This is a genomic window from Clostridium sp. CM037 (assembly GCF_055081095.1).
In genome coordinates, this window is the sequence record NZ_CM143650.1 from 4,087,203 (window position 1) to 4,107,025 (window position 19,823).

The 19,823-nt window shown below is 30.5% G+C and carries 19 protein-coding genes; 4 read left to right on the plus strand and 15 right to left on the minus strand.

The window, feature by feature from the left end; genetic code table 11:
- Positions 1–31: 31 nt before the first annotated feature.
- The 10 genes from ACWJKP_RS19575 to ACWJKP_RS19620 all read right to left on the minus strand — a co-directional run bounded on the left by ACWJKP_RS19575 (position 32) and on the right by ACWJKP_RS19620 (position 11,356).
- Positions 32–1,069 carry a LacI family DNA-binding transcriptional regulator gene (locus ACWJKP_RS19575; protein WP_165413262.1) on the minus strand — a complete coding sequence of 346 codons (1,038 nt, stop codon included), beginning with the start codon at positions 1,067–1,069 and terminating at the stop codon, positions 32–34.
- Positions 1,070–1,160: 91 nt separating this feature from the next.
- Positions 1,161–2,240, minus strand: coding sequence for a glycoside hydrolase family 130 protein (locus tag ACWJKP_RS19580; RefSeq protein WP_165413263.1), 1,080 nt, complete (start codon positions 2,238–2,240; stop codon positions 1,161–1,163).
- Positions 2,227–2,700, minus strand: coding sequence for a hypothetical protein (locus ACWJKP_RS19585; protein WP_165413264.1), 474 nt, complete (start codon positions 2,698–2,700; stop codon positions 2,227–2,229). The genes ACWJKP_RS19580 and ACWJKP_RS19585 overlap by 14 nt, the downstream gene beginning before the upstream one ends.
- A 41-nt stretch (positions 2,701–2,741) precedes the next feature.
- The gene (locus ACWJKP_RS19590; protein ID WP_165413265.1) at positions 2,742–4,454 is read right to left on the minus strand and encodes a hypothetical protein; all 1,713 of its coding nucleotides are present in this window, start codon (positions 4,452–4,454) and stop codon (positions 2,742–2,744) included.
- A 58-nt stretch (positions 4,455–4,512) separates the two neighbouring features.
- A complete protein-coding gene (locus tag ACWJKP_RS19595; protein ID WP_165413266.1) occupies positions 4,513–5,484 on the minus strand; it encodes an ABC transporter ATP-binding protein in 972 nt (323 codons plus the stop codon).
- Between the two features lies 1 nt (position 5,485).
- On the minus strand, positions 5,486–6,478 hold the full coding sequence (locus tag ACWJKP_RS19600) for an ABC transporter ATP-binding protein (RefSeq protein WP_165413267.1): 993 nt from the start codon (positions 6,476–6,478) through the stop codon (positions 5,486–5,488).
- 10 nt (positions 6,479–6,488) lie between these two features.
- Positions 6,489–7,400, minus strand: coding sequence for an ABC transporter permease (locus ACWJKP_RS19605; RefSeq protein ID WP_165413268.1), 912 nt, complete (start codon positions 7,398–7,400; stop codon positions 6,489–6,491).
- Positions 7,401–8,387: an ABC transporter permease gene (locus ACWJKP_RS19610; protein WP_224578702.1), complete on the minus strand. Its 987-nt coding sequence runs from the start codon at positions 8,385–8,387 to the stop codon at positions 7,401–7,403.
- Positions 8,388–8,442: 55 nt separating this feature from the next.
- On the minus strand, positions 8,443–10,242 hold the full coding sequence (locus ACWJKP_RS19615; RefSeq protein WP_165413269.1) for an ABC transporter substrate-binding protein: 1,800 nt from the start codon (positions 10,240–10,242) through the stop codon (positions 8,443–8,445).
- Positions 10,243–10,438: 196 nt separating this feature from the next.
- Positions 10,439–11,356 carry a DUF1861 family protein gene (locus ACWJKP_RS19620; RefSeq protein WP_165413270.1) on the minus strand — a complete coding sequence of 306 codons (918 nt, stop codon included), beginning with the start codon at positions 11,354–11,356 and terminating at the stop codon, positions 10,439–10,441.
- A gap of 195 nt (positions 11,357–11,551) precedes the next feature.
- Here ACWJKP_RS19620 and ACWJKP_RS19625 point away from each other — a divergent pair, with 195 nt between their 5' ends.
- Complete coding sequence (locus ACWJKP_RS19625; RefSeq protein WP_462961358.1) at positions 11,552–11,689, plus strand: IS3 family transposase; 138 nt, start codon at positions 11,552–11,554, stop codon at positions 11,687–11,689.
- Between the two features lie 109 nt (positions 11,690–11,798).
- On the plus strand, positions 11,799–13,217 hold the full coding sequence (locus tag ACWJKP_RS19630) for an IS1182 family transposase (RefSeq protein ID WP_224578821.1): 1,419 nt from the start codon (positions 11,799–11,801) through the stop codon (positions 13,215–13,217).
- A 118-nt stretch (positions 13,218–13,335) separates the two neighbouring features.
- On the opposite strand, the gene ACWJKP_RS19635 is transcribed toward ACWJKP_RS19630, so the two are convergent.
- From ACWJKP_RS19635 to ACWJKP_RS19645, 3 genes are all read right to left on the minus strand, one after another.
- Positions 13,336–14,520, minus strand: a complete 1,185-nt coding sequence (locus tag ACWJKP_RS19635) for a glycosyltransferase family 4 protein (protein ID WP_165413271.1) — start codon at positions 14,518–14,520, stop codon at positions 13,336–13,338.
- 239 nt (positions 14,521–14,759) lie between these two features.
- Positions 14,760–15,749 carry a lysylphosphatidylglycerol synthase transmembrane domain-containing protein gene (locus ACWJKP_RS19640; protein ID WP_165413272.1) on the minus strand — a complete coding sequence of 330 codons (990 nt, stop codon included), beginning with the start codon at positions 15,747–15,749 and terminating at the stop codon, positions 14,760–14,762.
- 4 nt (positions 15,750–15,753) lie between these two features.
- Positions 15,754–16,785 (minus strand): glycosyltransferase family 4 protein, encoded by a 1,032-nt coding sequence (locus ACWJKP_RS19645; RefSeq protein ID WP_165413273.1) that lies wholly within the window; start codon positions 16,783–16,785, stop codon positions 15,754–15,756.
- Between the two features lie 282 nt (positions 16,786–17,067).
- Here ACWJKP_RS19645 and ACWJKP_RS19650 point away from each other — a divergent pair, with 282 nt between their 5' ends.
- Together ACWJKP_RS19650 and ACWJKP_RS19655 are read left to right on the plus strand one after the other, a co-directional pair.
- Positions 17,068–17,277: a hypothetical protein gene (locus ACWJKP_RS19650; protein WP_165413274.1), complete on the plus strand. Its 210-nt coding sequence runs from the start codon at positions 17,068–17,070 to the stop codon at positions 17,275–17,277.
- Positions 17,278–17,299: 22 nt separating this feature from the next.
- Positions 17,300–17,572 (plus strand): spore coat protein, encoded by a 273-nt coding sequence (locus ACWJKP_RS19655; RefSeq protein WP_369811875.1) that lies wholly within the window; start codon positions 17,300–17,302, stop codon positions 17,570–17,572.
- Between the two features lie 123 nt (positions 17,573–17,695).
- Here the strand turns inward: ACWJKP_RS19655 and ACWJKP_RS19660 are convergent, their stop codons facing one another.
- Together ACWJKP_RS19660 and ACWJKP_RS19665 are read right to left on the minus strand one after the other, a co-directional pair.
- Entirely contained in the window at positions 17,696–18,538 is an 843-nt protein-coding gene (locus tag ACWJKP_RS19660) for a CPBP family intramembrane glutamic endopeptidase (protein ID WP_165413275.1), read from the minus strand.
- Positions 18,539–18,988: 450 nt separating this feature from the next.
- Positions 18,989–19,615: a CAP domain-containing protein gene (locus ACWJKP_RS19665; RefSeq protein ID WP_165413276.1), complete on the minus strand. Its 627-nt coding sequence runs from the start codon at positions 19,613–19,615 to the stop codon at positions 18,989–18,991.
- Positions 19,616–19,823 lie beyond the last annotated feature (208 nt).

Below are 19,823 nucleotides of genomic sequence, written 5' to 3' on the forward strand. Positions count from 1 at the left end.
TATTTGAACAGATTATCAATTAATCTATACTTTACTCTTTTACACCTACTGAATCTCTTTCAATTACACTTACACTCATAATTATATTTTCATTTAGTTCGTTTTTATGATCTAACCTCCATAATAATTTATTTAAAGCTTTACGTCCCATTAATTCCTTTTCTACTCTCACTGTTGTAATATTAGGCACAACAATTGAGCTTAACACTATATCATCAAAGCCTACAACTGCTATATCTTGTGGAATTGAATATCCCATTTCCTTAAGTGATGAAATTAGAATAATAGCAGCATTATCATTTGAGCATACAAATGCTTCTGGCATATCCTTTAAGCACTTTATTTTTTCTTTTACCCATTCTAAATCTTGTCTTATTACATACCCCTCTAAATTATCTAAAACTGAATATCTATTTATAAAATCAATCATTTTATTTTCTTCCTTGAAATTTATAAATTTCTTCATAGCTTCTTGATATCCAAAAAATCTTTCCTTTACACTTAGAGAATATTCTAACTCTCCAAAAAAACCTATTTTTTTATATCCACGATCTAAAAGTAATTTCGTAATCTTAAAGCTTCCGAGCTTGTTATCTGTCAAAATACTATCTGTACTTTCTAATAACGATGTATGATCTACTAAAACTACTGGCGCCTTATAACCTTTTAGCTTTATCAAATAATCATCATCTATTGCACCTATTATAACTACTCCACATACCTTCTTATGTTCAATGCAACTTGGAATATTTTCCTCATTTTCATCAATCATACACGTAATTATGTCGTATCCATTTTTTCTCGCTTCCTCAACTATCCCCATCATTATCTTAGAATAAAAATAATTATCTTCAAAATATAATTTTCTTATTAAAACACATATATTTTTACTTGCATAAGACAGAATGAATTTAGTTGATTTTTCCAAATAACCAATCTGCTCTGCCACATCAAGAACTGTCTTTCTTGTTTCTTCACTAACTCCTGCCTTTCTATTTAATGCTAATGATACTGCATTAATAGATATATTTAATTTATCTGCTATATCTTTCATTATTACTTTTCTCATCTAATATCTCCTACCATAAATATACTATAACTCTATCAGTTAATTTTATCAAATTATCTCCTGCGGAGCTACAATATTAACGATTTATGTGTTATTTATCCATTAAAGTGAATATATCCTCTATTTTTATATCTGCTCTACAAACTTTATCATCTGCTGCGCCATAATATATTTTAACAATACCATCTTCAAATAAACATCCACATGTAAATACCACATTACCAAAAAAACCTTCTTTTTCATAAGTAGCTTTTGGTTCTAATATAGCTCTACTTGTTTTGGCTAATATTTTGCTAGGATCATTTTTATCAAGTAAGAATGCTCCTAAGCAATATCTATCATTTCTATCTGCTGCATGATAAATTTTTATCCAACCTTTTTCTGTTAAGAATGGTACTGCACCTCCTCCAACCCTTCCATTTTCCCATGCTCCTTCATTTGAACCACCATAAAAATGTTTTTGTTTTCCCCAATGTACTAAATCAGGTGATTCTGCTATCCACATATCTGCTCCGCCGATTGCACATGGAACGGGTCTATTAAATGTTATATATTTCCCGTTTATTTTTTCTGGGAATATAGTTACATCTTTATTTTCTGGGGCAAATATAATTCCATGTCTTTCATAAGTTTTAAAATCCTTTGTAGAAACTAACGAAGTGGCTGCACCATTTCTAGTCACAGATGTATAATTCACATAATATATATCCTCTATTTTAGTTATTCTTGGGTCCTCCATTCCCCATTCTTCTTCTGAAGCTGTAAGTTTAATAAAAGCTTCATCTTCTATGATGAAATTTTCTCCATCCTTTGATCTTGCTATCCTTATATGTGATAATGAAGTTAAACAAGCAATTTTTCTTACTCCTCCAATATGCGTAATCCATAAAGAACGTGCATCTGAATAATCATATTGCGTATCTATTTCTTTATTAAATGAAACTATGTCTATTACATCTTTTCCATCTATGTTTACTACTACAGGTATCTTTACTTCATCTTCCTTATCAACTTTAACAGATTCTGCAACTCTACATAATAATAGATATTCATCATCATATTTACAAACACCACAGTTAAATACGCCATCAACTTTAAAATCTTCTCTACTTGGTTTCACGTCACTTGGTTTTATTAGCGGATTCATATCACTTCTTTTAGCAAAACTCATTATTACCACGCCCTTTTGTTTTTCTTATTCCTGCTACCTCTAATGCTGTTATTGCAAATACATTCCAAGAAAAAACCCTTATAGATTTCCATAAACACCCTTCCTTAGATAAATCCGTTGGTAAAAATTCATGACTTACCGGATCATCTTTAATTAGGTTTATCTCTCTATCCATTCTATTTAAAATCCTGTTCTTATAGTCATCTAATCCATATCTCACTCCAACTGCATATGCCATTATCTCTTCTCTAAGCCAGCTACCACCATTATAATATACTCCATCACTCCAGCTAAACTTTTCATCAAAAGGACTATCAGCCCCACTAAAATACTTGTTATTAACATGTCCTATAAAAGTTGCGCAATCATTAATAACCGGTATTTTTTCAAGTGTATTTTTTACAATTTCCTCATTAAGTAACCCTTCATTAAAGAACCATAATGAAACAAATTCAGGCATCAAATCGCCTACTGATATAGCATCTTTATAGTCTAAAGTATTTAATAAGTATCCTTTTTCATTGCTATAAAAGCTTTTATACCCAATAAGGCCTTAGCAACTTTTAATGTCACTGCAAATACACCCTGATTAACTGATACACTTGATGTTTTTCCACCTTCAAAATATGTTTGAACATCATTTTGACCTAATACAAAATGTGATTTTGATATACCATCACCATCTTCATCAAACTCATTAATACAATAGTTATAAGCTTTTTTAACTTTGCTCATATTAGGTTCTATTCCATACTTGATTTTATTTATATATGCCCACCATATCCATTCACAAGTAGCTTCGTTACCTTTTACTTCTAAGCTTCCCATGTATGGGGTTATTATGGTTCCTATTGTTCCATTTTTATTTTGAGTTGAACCCCATTTTTCCCAAAGTTTTTTGCTCAATTCCTTATCATTTACCCCCGCTACACTCCAAAAAGAATCTCTATTATACATATCTGGGGCATAATTTAAGCTAGGTACATTTAATGGCAAAAAGTCATATGCACTAGTTATCCATGTTAACATCTGCATATCTGCAAAAAGAATTTTTTCAACATCACTTCCATTAAACCCTAACCCATCTGCTAATAACACTTGGCTGTAGTAACGTATATCTCTAAGCCCATCCATTTGCTTAATAAGTATGAATAACTTCTTCTCACAACTTTTACCTTGTTCCAACCTATGAAATGGTTTTTCTATACCATTTACCTTAGTTACCTTTAAGTTTTTTATATCAATAGATTCATTATCATTACTCTTTATCACTAAGAGGCTCTTTTTATTTTCCGTATTTGATAGTATTAATCCATCTTGGAAGCTAGTCCATGTTTCCTTATAAGATGGTATATTATTCTGATAATCAAAACCATGTACTTCGTAATTATCTTTTGTTAATTCTTTCAAAACAACTACACTTAATTTTCCATTTATCCTATGATCAAAACTTATATCATAATACCCATCTTCAAGATCTAGTGTTATGATTAAACTTCCTTCATTATCTTTATTTATAAAATCATTATCTACTTCAACAACTTCTTTTTTCCCGTTATTAAAATCTATTAATTCTCCTAAAGTTATCTTTACATAATGATCACCTTTTTCTCTATCAGATAAAGTTGAAACTCTATAAAGATTAATATCACAAGCCTCTTTTATTGCTGTAAATCCTAGTTTGTTATAATGTGGCCTTCTTCTAATATTTCTTGTCCAATAATTTCTGTGTCCAGCATCTGTCAGCAAGCCAACATATGCTTTTCCCACTACATATCCCGCTGCTGGAAATACTTCTCTCACCACACCACCATTGTTATTATCATTATCAAAACTCCAATAACATTTTGGCTCCTCACTTGGAATTATAGAGTTCTCTATACTATAAAACAGCATAGGTATATTTGTTTGCTCCAATATTATTCTTTTCTCCACTAAGGCCTCATTAACTACTTTATAAACAACTTGAATATCTATATACGTTTCTAGCATCTTGCAGTAATATCTACAATTACAGATAATTTCATTTTCATAATAACCAACAGTATCAATATCTATATTACTTATAACCTCTCTATATGATCTATCTTCATTTTCTATAGTAATCTTTATATTTTTAATATCATCCTTTGCTACAACTTTGTTACTATTCAACAAACTTACTGTGTATTTCTTGTTTTCATCTTTACTAATGTCTATAGAAATTCGCTCCACCGTAATAACACACTCCTATTTGCTATATTAAATCATCCCCTGATGAGCTGAACTGTCGTTAAATAGTTTCTGCATGGTGACATGCAACAAATCCATCCCCAAGTTTTCTTAGTTTTGGTTCTTCTTTTTCACATAATTCATTTGAATAAATACATCTTGGATTGAACTTGCATCCACTTGGTAAATCTTTAAGACTTGGAATATCCATTGTCTTTAACGGTAAGTTTGAAATCATATTTTTATTTCTTGGATTTGCAACTGGAACCGCTTTTAATAAAGCCTTAAAATATGGATGTTTAGGATTTGTTATTGCATCATTTATATTATTTAATTCCACAATTGATCCTAAATACATAACCAGAACTCTCCCCTCATTAGCTATATATCTTGCTGTAGCTAAATCGTGTGTTATGTAAACAAAAGAAATTCCATGTTTTTTGTTCATCCTTGCCATTAAATCTAATAACGAAATTCTTAATGATACATCTACCATCGATACTGGTTCATCTGCTACTATAAGCTTAGGTTTCACTAATAAAGCTCTTGCTAATAATATTCTTTGTCTTTGTCCTCCACTTAATTGATGCGGATATTTATGTAAAAACTGATCAACTGGAGTTAATTCTACTTCTTCTAGATATTCTGTACATAGATCTAAAGCTTCTCCATTTGTTTTAACAATTTTATGTTTTAGTATAGGGGCGCTTAATGATTGGAAGATAGTTTTATTTGGATTTAATGCTGCAAATGAATCCTGATGCACCATTTGCACCCCCATTCTAAAGTCCTTATAATCCCCCCTTTTTAAAACATTTATATCTGTTCCTTTATAAAGTATTTTCCCCTCTGTCGGTTTATGAACATCTGCGATAATCTTTCCTAAAGTAGTTTTACCACAACCACTTTCCCCTACTACAGCTAATATTTCACCGTCTCCAATTTCTAGATTAATATCCTTTAATACTCTAACCTGTTCCTTTCCTTCTCCAAAACTTTTACTTACACCCTCTATTTTTATTAAATTACTCACTTTAAATTCCCTCCCAGTACTTACATCTACTATAATGATTATCCTTTACCTTGATAAGCTCTTTACTATTTTCATCCGACCCATCACAGCCAACCTTTCCCTTATAAATACACCTATTTTTAAATCTACATTCACCTTTTAAATCTAACATATTAATAGGTGCCCCTTTTATAGATCTTCTTGTAGTTACATCATCATATAATGAAGGTATTGCAGCTAATAATGCTTTTGAATATGGATGCTTCGGCGTTTCGTATACATCTAAAACATCACCAATTTCTACTAATTCTCCTGCGTACATTACAGCTATTCTATCAACCATAGAGCCTATTATTGATATATCATGAGTTAAAAACACTATAGAAACTCCATTTTCTTTATTTATTTTTCTTAATATTTCTAATATATACCACTGCGTTATTACATCTAAAGCAGTAGTAGGTTCATCCAATATTATTAACTTTGGTTCAAGTAATAAACTTAATGCTATTAATACACGTTGCTTCATTCCACCACTTAGCTCAAATGGATAAGAATCTAGAACTTTTTCATCTAACCTAACGAAGTTCAATAACTCTTTTATACGGTTCATCATTACTTCATTAGATACTTTATCTAAATGTGCAGTATAAGTTTCAACAAAATGATCTTTTATCGTTGCTATTGGATTAAGTGAATTTTGTGCAGCTTGAAATACTGTTGATATATCTTTCCATCTATATTTGTTATATTCCTTTTCCGAAACGGCTAATAAATTTACACCATTAAAATAAACAACTTCTCCGCTTGATATTCTACCTGGCTCTCTTACTAAATTTAACATGGCAGAAGCTAAAGTTGATTTACCGCTTCCACTTTCTCCTATTATCCCTAACATTTCACCTTTATAAATATCTAAAGTAATATTATCTGCTGCCTTTAAAACTTTATCTTCATTAAAATATTTAACGTCAAATTCTACAGTTATATTTTTACATTCTAATAATTTTTCCATACTCTCACCCCTAAACTCCCATTACTTTTGTTTTTCTTTTTATAGCTATAGTAGTTTTTATTCTTGGGTTAAATGCATCCTCTAACCCTTTACTAAACATGAAGCATCCTAATTGGAATAAAACAATCCCCACAATTGGTGTTAATAGATATATTATCGCTTTTGAACCAAATAATGCTCCTGTTTTGTTCAATGCCATATCTAGCATTATTCCCCAGTGATCTCCTTTAAACGGAGCTAATCCTAATACCATTAATCCAACACTTGCTAGTATTGATGATTTCATTATCATAATAAAGTTAACTGCTATGTATGATATAATATTTGGTAAAATATCATTTATAATAATATAAATCTTACTCATACCTAAAATTCTACTTGCCTCAATAAAATCTCTATTTTTCAAAGATAATGTTTGTGACCTTACTGCCCTTGCAAGTCCCGCCCACGACCATATACTTAATATAAGCCCAAACTTTAATGAACTATCAATATTTACTATTAATGACATAACCATTAATACAGGAAAATTAGGTATTGTCTGAACTACATTAGTTATCATCATTAAAATATCATCAACTATTCCACCAAGTAATCCTGATGTAATTCCTACTGTAACCCCAATACTCAATGTGAAAACACCTGCATAAAGAGCTATTGTTAAAACCTCTCTTGAACCTAATATGAATTGTTTCAATGTATCTTTTCCTGCAAAATCGGTACCTAATAAATGTTGAAATGATGCTCCTTGTAATCTATTTACATAGTTAGCCTTATCAGGAGTTAACATAATTGGTCCTAATATTGCCATCAATGTAAATATGATTAATATAAAAGCTCCAAAAGTTGCTTGTTTATTTGTAACTATTACTCTCGAGAAATTAACTATCCCTTCCCATAATGAACTTAGCTTGTTTTTCATTTATGCTCTCCCCTTCCTTCTTAAACGAGGGTCTACAAACCCATATAATAATTCTACTAAGAAGTTACATAAAATAACTGTTATTATTATTACAAAGAACATCCCTTGCATTAAAGTAACATCTCTATTTGCTGTTGCATTATTTAAATAATAACCAACCCCTGGATATGAAAATAAATTTTCTATAAGTGGTGAACCGCCTACTAATAATCCAAAAGTAGTTGCTAATGATGTAACCATTGGCAACATTGCATTTCTACCTACATATTTAAAAATTATCTTTTTGTTAGTTATTCCTCTTGCCCTTGCATATTGAATATAATCTTCACTTAATATTCCAACTGCTATTGATCTCATATTTACTATCCAGTTAACTACGTTAACAATGAAGAATGCCAGTATTGGTAAAATAGCATGTTTTGCAACATCTGCTATAAAAGCCATGTTAAATCCGACATCAACCATTGTTGAATAGGCACCTTTAGATGGTAGCATCCTTAAATTCACTGCAAATATTAATATTAAGAAAAACCCTATAATATACTCTGGTATAGCTCCTAAAACCGATGCCGAGGTATCTAATAAAAGATTTAGCTTTTTACTTCTTTTCCACGCAGCAACCATCCCAATGCTTATACCTACTGTAAATGCTAGTATTGTTGAAACACCGGTTATAAGCAATGTCCATGGTAATGCTGACATTACTATATCTTTAACATCTGTTTTAAACTTTAATGACTGTCCTAAATCTCCATTTAATATTCCTTCACCAAAATCTAAAACCCTTTCAGCCAGTGGAACATTTGGATCATAATTCAACTGCATAACAGCTCTTTTATATGCTTCCTCGTAAGGCACTCCTTGTGTACTAACCATTTCCCTAGCTAATACATCTACAGGATCTCCGGGCATAAGTTCTATTATTAAAAATGTTACTATAACTGCAAATATAACAGTTAAACATAACATTAAAATTTTCTTCATCATAATGATCCTCCCTTGAAAAAAGGTGTCCTATAATATGTATAAGACACCTTTAATATTATTTTCCCAAAATTATAGTCTTTTCTTTTATTAAAGTTGCAAGTAGATTTTCTCCTACACCAGAGTATCTAACATCTTTTATTGTTTCATCATTTCCAAACCCTAAAGTAACATTATCTTTTAGAGTTCTTATCGGGAATCCTTTTTCTAAATAAGGAATAAAATATGCTTGCTCATTAGTTATTTTCATTAATTTCTTAGTTATTTCTTGTACTTCATCACCTTTGGCTGTAAATAGTTTCTTAACTAAATCAGTTACATTTACTTCTTCACCTTCTGACTCAATAATTATATTTCCTTCTTCGTTTGTCTCTAATCCCATTAAGAATGGTCTCGATCTATAAATTGCTTCGTAACTTCCATATGGATGTGCATATAGTACATTTCCAGTTGGGGCAAATTCAATAATTACAGTGTGCTCTTTCTTAGTAAAGTAATCATTAAACGCTGAACCTTCCATTGGCCTAAATTGAACATCTAATCCAAACTCTTTAAGTTTTGTTGCAATTGCTTCACCTGGCAACATAGCTGAACCCCACCCATTGTTACAAGCTAATTCAAATGTTACAACTTCGCCTTTTTCATTTCTCCAAGTACCAGCAGCATTTCTATTCCAACCAATCGATGTTAGTAATTTTTCTGCCTTTTCAGGGTCAAATGAATAATCTGTTAATTCATTTTTCGCAAAATCTTTTACTCCCCAGCTTTCTTGTAATGTAGCTGGAAGACCTGTTAATGTAGTCTCACTTTTTAAACTACCTGGTTCTGTTAATGGCATTATTTCTTCTCTATTAATTAAATAAGCCATAGCTTGTCTAAATTCTTTTTTATTTGCAGGATATTTTTGTGTGTTAAATACAACTGACATTTGACTAAATTCTGAAACATACTGCGCTTTATATGTGTCTAAACCCTTTTTAATTTGTTCTTCTACATCTCTAACAATACCACCACTGTGCATATCTAGCGTTCCATCCACCATAGCTGTTGCCGCTGTTTCCGGTGTAACTACTCTCATAACTCTTAATTGTTTAATATCTAATTCTTCACGGTAATTTTGATTTTGAACTAATAACGCTCCTGAAGTTGTAATATTTTTTGCAGTAAATGGGCCTGATCCAATAGTTCCCTCTACTTTTGGCTTAAATCCTTCTAATTCAATATTTAAGTCTTGTAACTTCTTATTAGACTCTTCTAAATACCAGAAAGTTAGTGTTTCTGGATGATACTTTCTTCCTGTCATTGCTATTTCTTTATATTTTTCTGCCCACTTACCATATACTGATGTAGGTGCATTAATTTTAATATCAAAGGCCATATTTATTATTAATGGACTTTCTGTTTTAAAGTTAAACTTCATAGTTGTATCATCTACAATTTGTATATTTTCTAAAAATTCCCAAACCTGTCTTCTTCCAATATTCATATAGAAAGTAGTCTCAACATCTCTAGTAGTTAATGGTGACCCATCACTCCACTTTAGTCCATCTTTTAATTTAACTGTTAAAACTTTATTTTCAAATGTATAACTTTCCCCTAAATGAGATTTAAATTTTGCTGACGGAAATGGTGCATATACAAATAGATTATCTTGCATATACGGTTCGATACCGTTTACAAATCCCCCTATAAATGGATTGCCATGTGCAGCTGGAGGCACTATGTAATCACCATTAATAACTAGTGTTCCATCCGGATTATTACTTGAGTTCGCTTTATTGCTTCCACCACACCCTACTAATAATGACGTTCCTAATAAACAACTCATTAAAACTGCAACTACTTTATTTTTTCTCATTTTAAATTTCTCCCTTACTATTTTCTCATTAAATCATCTCCTGGGTAGCTGCAATCGCTTCGCAGAAGATGCATTGACTACTTCAGAATGAGACTTATACCCCCACTGAAGTTTTCTATTTGTTAGGACAAGTATCTCCTACTTATAGTAGGTACTCCCACTTATAGAAGTGGGAGACTTGCCTTCTGAAATGCAGTTAAAATTTAAAAGGATCTCTAATTAATATTTTGTGAGCTTCTGCATCACTTACTCCACAGTAAAGTTCCGCTTGTCCGTTTTCTTTTCTTATTAATCCGCCACTAAATATTACATCTATTAAATCAGGTCTCTTTGCTGCCCCTTCTTCAAAATTATCTCTTATTGCAATTAACTTCATTTTGCTATATTCTGAAGTTTCATGATTAAATGTAAATACTGATGAATAGTAATGTCTATTTCCCTCATTATCAAACTTAGCTATATGAGATAAAACTCCTATAGTACCATCTTCAAGTAAATGAAGCTCATTTGCTCCACCCCATTCTTCTTCATAAAACATATTATCTAAAAGTTTCGCACTTTCTATGTTTTCTATAGTAAGCTCTTCTAAACTCCTCATAATAAAGTAACCTATAGTACCTCTATTCCCAATTTCACCTTGTGGTCTTGTAAATACTAATATTTTATTATTTGATAACTCGAGTAGTCTTATATCCTTCATTCTGTCTGGTCCAACAGCAAATCTTTCTAATTTTTTTAATGAATTTCCTTTTAAAAATACAGTTCTATAGCATATAGGCATGTCTTCATTTCCTGTTTCGTAAATCTCTACTCCGCCTAAAACTAATTCTCCATTTATTTTAGTTACAAATGGATCTTGCAAATCAAAAATCGGGGTTCCCTCAATTACTCTCCACTCATTTTCAATCTCTTTAAAGAACATTATTTTCGAATGTTCGGAATCCCTTGATTCAACTCTTCCTGCTATAACTACTTCATTATCAATTTCAAATGGTGCTGTTATGTTATATATATCTTTATTGTCATTTAAAACAAATTTTAATTTATTAGCTTTAAATTCAACTTTTTGAAGTTTGAATTCATTTAATAATTCATCACATTTTTTTCTTTTCATATTAGTCTCCCTCCTTTTGTAAACCTTTCAATTGTTATTTTATCAACATTTTACTTTAATTTCAATATACTTTTACTTTAATTTCGGTTTTTTTCAATTTATTCTTACAATTATAATTACTTGAAATAAATTAGAATGCAGGTAGTTTATACCAAATGATGTAAAGCGCTACTACCCAAATACTTAGACCTTAACATGTGTGACAGCATTTTATTATGGGTAAGAAGATATATTCATTGGTATAACTACGAAAATTTTCAGCTGACATTAAAAAGCCACATTCCTATAGAATATAGGAATGTGGCTCAGACCGTTGACAAACATAAAATGTAAAACACTCTAATTTAAAATTGGAGTGTTTTTTTCATATTCAAAAAGGATTTTAGGACATCAATGTCGAATATATATAGTATACAAACTTTATAATTCGGAGGGCATTATTATGATTAATGAAAAGAACTTCACACAACAAAAACTAGAAATGGTGTATTTAGAAGATTTAGTTCCTAAAGACCATATTCTGAGAAATATAGATAAATACATGGATTTCTCTTTTATAAGAGAACTGACTAAAAAATATTACTGCTTAGATAATGGAAGACCTGGCGTAGATCCTATTATACTTTTTAAAATGCTGTTTATTGGGTACTTATTTGGAATAAAATCTGAACGACAACTTGTAAAGGACATTGAAGTAAATGTGGCTTATAGATGGTTTCTAGGACTAAGTCTTACTGATCCTATTCCAGATCATTCAACAATTAGCCAAAATAGACGTAGACGGTTTAAAGGTACAGATGTGTTTCAAAAAATATTTGACAAAGTAGTATTTAAGGCTATAAATCTTAAGATGGTAACCGGTAAAATACTTTACACAGATTCTACACACCTAAAAGCAAATGCTAATAAGCGAAAGCTTGTGAAAATTGAAGTTGAAAAAACGCCGAAAGAATATATAGCTGAACTTAATAAAGCAGTAGAAGAAGATAGAATAAACCATGGTAAAAAACCTTTAAAAGAAAAAGAACCTGTTACCAAAATAAAAGAAACTAAAGTTAGCACAACCGACCCTGACAGTGGATATATGATGAGAGATGGCAAGCCGGAAGGCTTCTCATATTTAGATCACAGAACTGTCGATAGCAGACATAATATAATTACTGATGTGTATGTTACTCCTGGAAACATAAATGATGTTGATCCTTATATCGATAGATTAGATGTGCAAATAAAAAAGTTTAATTTTAATACAAAATATGTTGGTGCAGATGCTGGTTATGCTACAAATCTTATATGTAAAAAACTATATGAGAGGGAATTAAAATCTGTAATGGGATACCGTAGGTCTCCACATACAAAAGGAATGTACACAAAAAATAAATTCCAATATGTTAAAGAGCAGGACATTTACGTATGCCCTGACTTAAGGGCTTTACATTATAAAACAACAACAAGAGAAGGATATAAAGAATATGTTGGTAATGCAAAATATTGCGACATATGTCCAAACAGAGCTCAATGCTTTTCTGCAAAAAGCAAGTTTAAAACTATTAGAAGACATGTTTGGGAAACGTATAAAGAAGATGTTGTAAAGTTCACCAGAACAGATAAAGGCAGAAATATATATAGAAGAAGAAAAGAAACTATAGAGCGAAGCTTCGCAGATTCAAAACAACTGCATGGGCTTCGCTATTGCCATATGCGTGGATTAGAAAATGTGCAAGAGCAGTGTCTGCTTACAGCAGCAGTGCAGAATATGAAAAAGATAGCTAGCCTGCTATCTTTACTGTTTTTTGATTTTCTAACTAAGAAGATAGTTGTTATTTTAAATTTATCCATAACTCAAAATGCTATCGCATAATTGCATGTAAAAAGCCCAGTATAATAAAAAAATTATACTGGGTTTGTAAACAACCTGAGCCACATTCCTATAGAATATAGGAATGTGGCTTAGAATTAATTCTCTTTTGTTAAATTCATTATGTTACTTTTTGATTTTGTAGCATACAATTTTGTTTTTCAACTTCCATATAAACTTTCTCAACATTTTCTCCAAAGCACTTAGACGATAATGGTTCCATTCTATCATAAGCATTTTTCACCATTAATGCAGATTCCTCTTTGTCCATTAATATTTCGAATAATATTTCAGCTAAATTTTCGTCTTTATAAAAAAATCTTCCATTAATTTTATCGCGAATTATACCATCTAAATTTTTATCGTATTTAGCTACCACAGGAATTTGTGCCGCCATAGCTTCCTCAAATGTTAAGCCTTGCGTTTCAGTTAGTGAAGCACCTACAAACACATCTCCCATCTGATAATACCTGCCAATTTCTTCCCAAGGTTTTTCTCCCGCGAATACTACAGATTTTTCAATGCCCAATGCCTTAGCTAAATTTTCTAGATTTTCACGTTCTGGTCCATCACCTACAATGAGCAATTTACAATTCGGTATTCTCTTAGTTAGTTCTTTCATACTATTTATAATTATATCTATACTTTTTTCTTTTGCTATTCTCCCAATAAATAGTACAACTGGTTGGGTTTCATTTATTCCAAAAGATATCTTTTCATCTTTGATAGTCTCTTTATTGTAATTACTTCTTTTGAATGGTTCAATGTTAACTCCAGTTGGTATTACATCTATATGCCTTGTTAATCCATAATTTTCCAATGCATCCTTCACCTTTATTGTAGGAACTATTATAGCACTACAATCTCTACAATATAGCTCACTTACCTTCTTAGCTAATTGTGAAGCAGGCTTAAGCATTATGCCATGAGATATATAATGGATATAATCCTCATACATAGTATGATAGGTGTGAACTACAGGAATATCTAATCTTTTAGCAACTATTCTTCCAAATATTCCTATGCTAAATTCAGTTTGTGTATGTATTATATCTAGGTCTATTTTTTTTATCTTATTCATAATTTTACGTGAATATATCATCCCAACTCTTTGTGAAGGCAAAAGAAAAAATGGTATGCTAGGCAATCTAATGATACCCTCCTGCTCCTCTACATCTGGGTGTGCAACAGTAATAATGGTTACATTATGTCCAAGTCTAATTAATTCATTTTTCAATATAATAGTAGAAGTAACTACCCCACTTACTTGTGGATAATAAGCATCAGTAAAAATTCCAATATTCATAATCAATCCCCTTTAAACACTATAATTTCCTTATAAAATTTTCTTGCTTAATATGCATTAAATCATCTCCTGCGGAGCTGCAACAGCTTCACAGAAGCTGCATTATCGACTTCAGAAGGATATTTATACTCCCAATGAAGTTTTCTATTTGTTTGGGCAAGTAATTCCTACTTATAGTAGGTACTCCCACTTGTAGAAGTGGGATACTTTCCTTCTGAAATATCGTTAAAGACCACTTTCTAATTTTTTACAGTAGCATAAAACCCAAAAATTATACAGGAATAAAATGTAATTATCCTCCATAATAATATAGCAGCCATTATATTATTAGATACGAAAAACAAACTAAAAAACATATAGAAAGCACCCTCTGCTCCACCAATAGCTCCAGGCAATGGTATAAACGCTGTGAGCATAATTACAAACGCGGTTGCAGCTATCATACTGCCTATGCTAGCACCCTTCATTCCAAAACTAAGATAAATAAAATAAGGGATGCTAAAATATATTGTCAGTTGAAATACTGTATAAACAACAGCTTTAAGCATCAATCCCTTGCTATGCTTTACTATCTCCATATTATCATGAAATTGATCTAAATTCTCATTAATACGTATTTCTAGCTTTGATATATTCTTTACCACTCTAAATTTTCCTAATACTTTAGAAAAAGCTATTATTAATTTTCGTGTTAATTTCCGATACTTAGAAAATATAATTAAGCATATAATCACGCTGGCATTAACTGTAAATCCAAACCCTATTAAATAAAATAAATTGCTCATTTTACTTTTGAAAAAAGCTGCTTTCCAAAATATAAGAATTAAAGAATATATAGTCAATATCGTCTGATAGATAATAAATTTAATCATCAGCGCTGAACCAGATTTGCCAGCTCCCAATTTTTGTTTTGTAAGTGAATATAGTTGCATTGGCTGACCCCCAGATGCAAATGGAGTAATTGAATTAAAATATTGCCCTACCATAGTAACTTTAAATGCTTGTTTGAATTTATAGTCTTTTTTCATTAAAAGTATAATACTTTGCAAAGTTTTAGCTTCAAAAATCCAATATAGCATCATGGAAATAACTGCTACGAATATCCATTGAATTTGCAAATTTTTCATTTGATGAATTAAATCCATCCAACCGTTTGTGAAAATGATCAACAAAACAAATATAACCCCAGAAGCTATCCCCAAAATAATATTAAATTTATATTTTTTCATTAGATTACCTACCCTTTATTCTATATACCTTTTCGTAAAATTTTTTCCACATAGCAAGTACATTCTCTCTAGAATAAAAACTGTGCCCTCTTATAGCTTTTTCTTTAGCCTGCTTATAATAAGTTGCATCATTTTTTAATTTTTCTATAGCCTTAATGAACCCTTCATTATCATGTTCTTTTAAGTAATAATCAAATAATATGTCCTCATATAGTTCCAAGTCTCTTAGCAGTACTGGAGTGTGAGTATTCATTGCCTCAAGTATTGACATAGGAAAAAGCTCGTTATAAGATGGCATAAAAAGAACATCTGATACATTATATATATCATTCATCAAATCTCTTTCAACTATCCCTGTAAATAAGATATTTTCAGGTGCATTTTCTATTTCATTTTTTAGTTCTTTATATCCGTCCGTAATATTTCCAAAAGAAAACCCACCAGCCCAAATAAATTGTACTTCTGGAAGTTTTTTTGCGATATCAATAAAATCAATAACACCTTTCCTTGTTTGTATTTGTCCTACTCCAAGCACAACAAAGGCATCCTTTGCAATTTTCATTTTTTCCTTTGCTATGTATTTATCCTCAATTGAAAGATTATAAAATTTTTCAGTAGAAACAAAATTAGGAATGTAAGTAATTTTCTTTCTATCAATATTATAGGATTCAAGTTTAGTTATAAAATTAGGATTTACTGTAACTAAATAGTCCATACTATTATAAAAACTTATTATATACTTATAAAAAATCTTTTCAACTAACTTGGGTAATTTAATACTTCCTTCAATAGTCTCAGGCAAAAAATGCACATAGCCCACTGTTACCCCTTTTCTTTTAGCAAGAGGTATACTCAAATAATGCTTAAAATCAATACTATGATAATGCATTATTTCGGTTCTTGCTATTTTATTTATTACAACTTTATATTCTTTATCTAATCCGTTTTGGACTAAATTTACTTGCTCTAAATAAGCTGAGCCTACTCCTTGACCTTTGACTTTATCAGCTGTTGACAGCATATTTATAGTAGGCATAATAGTCACTCCCGTCTAATCTAACTTTCTTATTATATATATATTGTACTCCATTTTTATTAAATATTGATTAATGTTACCTTAAAATTTTCTTAATTTTTATTAATTTTCAATAAAAATCTATTTATAATAAATTTTTCTTTAAACACTTTTGTTATAAATTACCTTTATTCGATAAGTTAATTCTACATTATTATTACATTAATTTACCAGTTATATTTTAATACAAAAAGCAGATAATACTCTTGTTCCGATTTAAATAAAAGACTGGAGGTAATAAATATGATGAATGCTGAAAATAAACAAATTGAAAGCAACAACCTAAAAGTTATTAAAGACCAATTAGGATATGAATCATTACTTAATAAAAAATTTAATGAATATGGTTCACAATGTACAGATCAAAATTTAAAAAATCTTTGCACTGAAGCTAGCCAAACACATAAACAAAACTTTAATACATTAAAAACTTACCTTGATTCTCATCAATAATATATAAATGGAGGGATATTATATGAATACAAGTATGTGCGAAAAAGATTTGATGCATGATTTACTTGCTACAGAAAAACAGGTTATTTCTGCTTATAGTACAGGAATAACTGAATCTTCTTGTACAAATTTGAGGAGTACCCTAATTGACAATTTTAAAAACGATCAAAACATTCAATATATGATATTTGACGCTATGAAACAAAAAGGATGGTATCCTACAAAAGATGCTGCAGATAATGAAGTTCAACAATTAAAAGATGAAGCTAACCAAATGATGAATGAATTAAAATAATTAATTATAATATAATAATTTTTCATTAACTATAAGAAGCCTCTAACAGATTAAGTTGTTAGAGGCTTCTTTATGTATATATTTTCATTTCACCTATTTTTCTTTTTAACAAAATAACAATATCTATATTTCTATAACTTGCTTATATATGCCTGGTTTGTTTTTAATTTTATTATGATTATGTCCACTACAAGCTATAACTAAAAGTATGACCCCTACAGTCAAAAACATCCCATGAATTTCCACAGCATATTTCCCTCCTATTAATGAAAATAGCGGAGAAACCAAAATAGCCAGAATATTATTTACGAAATGTGCAAATATGCTTAAATAAATTGAGCCCGTTCTTAAATATATAACTCCAACAACTAATCCTAGTAAAAATGCATTTATGCCTTTAGGAATGTTCATATGAACTAGAGCAAACAATAATGCAGATGCTACAAGAGCTATAGTTGGATTTATTTTTTTAGTCATTCCTTTCAATAATATTCCTCTAAAAACAATTTCCTCATATATAGGTGCTACGACAATATCACTAAATATTGATATAATTGGCGAACTAGGTAGTTCTTCGAATGATTGTTTTATAAAATTTGGCATCGATATCTTGCTAACCCACAAAGTTACACTGTTATCAAATAGCAGACGGAAGGCTATAATCATGAGGGCTGCATAAATAAAATCCATCCAATCTAATTGTTGTTTAGGTTTTTGATCATTTGCTTTATTACTAAGCCACTTGAATAAAATGATAATAACATACAATTTAACCAATACCCCAAAAATAAAAATTATATAAGGCACTACTTTTTCAAATCTCCCAGAGAATAAATTTAAAACTTCTACAGGTAATTGCCCTAATCCCTCCAACAAAATTGATAGAAACATGACAAGAAGAGCTTTAATGATTCCCATTTTTTTAATATTTATAGCTCCATTTTCTATGTTTCTTAAAAAATTCATTCGATCACTCTCTCTATTTTAATTAATGTAGTTTTTTTCCTTTGTTCTATTTATATATAATCGTCCCTCTTCGGGCTATATTCCCTTATAAACTCCATTAGATGCTCATTGTTTTCATCATATATTCACTATCCTTTCTCATATTATATTTTTAAGTGTAACATAATTTTATAAGATGATATATGAACATAATGGCAACTTTGGTTATGTATAATCAATATTATTATCTAGCTAGAATATTTCATTTAACAAAAAAAATCTGAGTTTCTAAATATTGTTAAAACTCAACATTTAAAAACACAGACCATATTAAATCATCTCCTGCGGAGCTGTAATATTAATGACTTCAGAAGGAGATTTATACTTCTACTGAAGTTTTATTTTTGCTAGGGTAGTTAACCCCCGATTATAGAAGTGGGGGGTTTTCCTTCTAAAATGTCATTAAATTATTTATTTTCCTATAAACTGTTGAGTCCAATAAATCGTTCCACTTTTATCTTTTGCTACTCCAACTCCTATTTCAGTAAAATTCTTACTTAAAATATTAGCTTTGTGTCCTGGAGAATTCATCCAAGACTTCATTACTGAAGCCGCCGTTTGCTGACCCATTGCAATGTTTTCACCAGCAGACGTATACTTTATGCCGAAGTTTTTCATCATATCAAAAGGCGACCCATAAGTTGGTGATGTATGAGAAAAATAGTTTTTATCTCCCATATCTCCTGACTTATATCTAGCTACCCTCGATAGTTCCCAATTATCCTTTAAGGGAGCTAGTCCTTGTTTTGCTCTTTCCTGATTAACCAATGTTACTACTTCTTTTTCTAATTTTTTATCCTCAGCTAAGTTTGGTACTTTTATGATTTGGCTAGGGATTATTTGACTAGGATTTGTTATCTGAGGGTTAATAGCTAAAACCTCTGAAACTCCAACCTCATATTTAACACAAATATTCCACAAACTATCTCCTGACTTAACTGTGTAATTAAATGTATCTTGGGCGTACACGACTGAACCTATTCCTGTTGTTACTAAAATACCTAAAGTTAATACTAATGCTCTTACCGTTTTTTTCATCTTTTGTACCTCACCTTCCGAATTTTAATATGTACATCAAGTTTTTTATTTGCATGTCCATTCTATCATCTAAATGAGGTTTTTACTTTTTTTATTAGTGGAATTTATGTCGTAATATGTCATAATATCATGTAATTACACTTATTGTGTTAGTTTAACTATCTTGAATTAACACAATAAGTGTAACTCCTTAGGTGCTTAGCAAGGA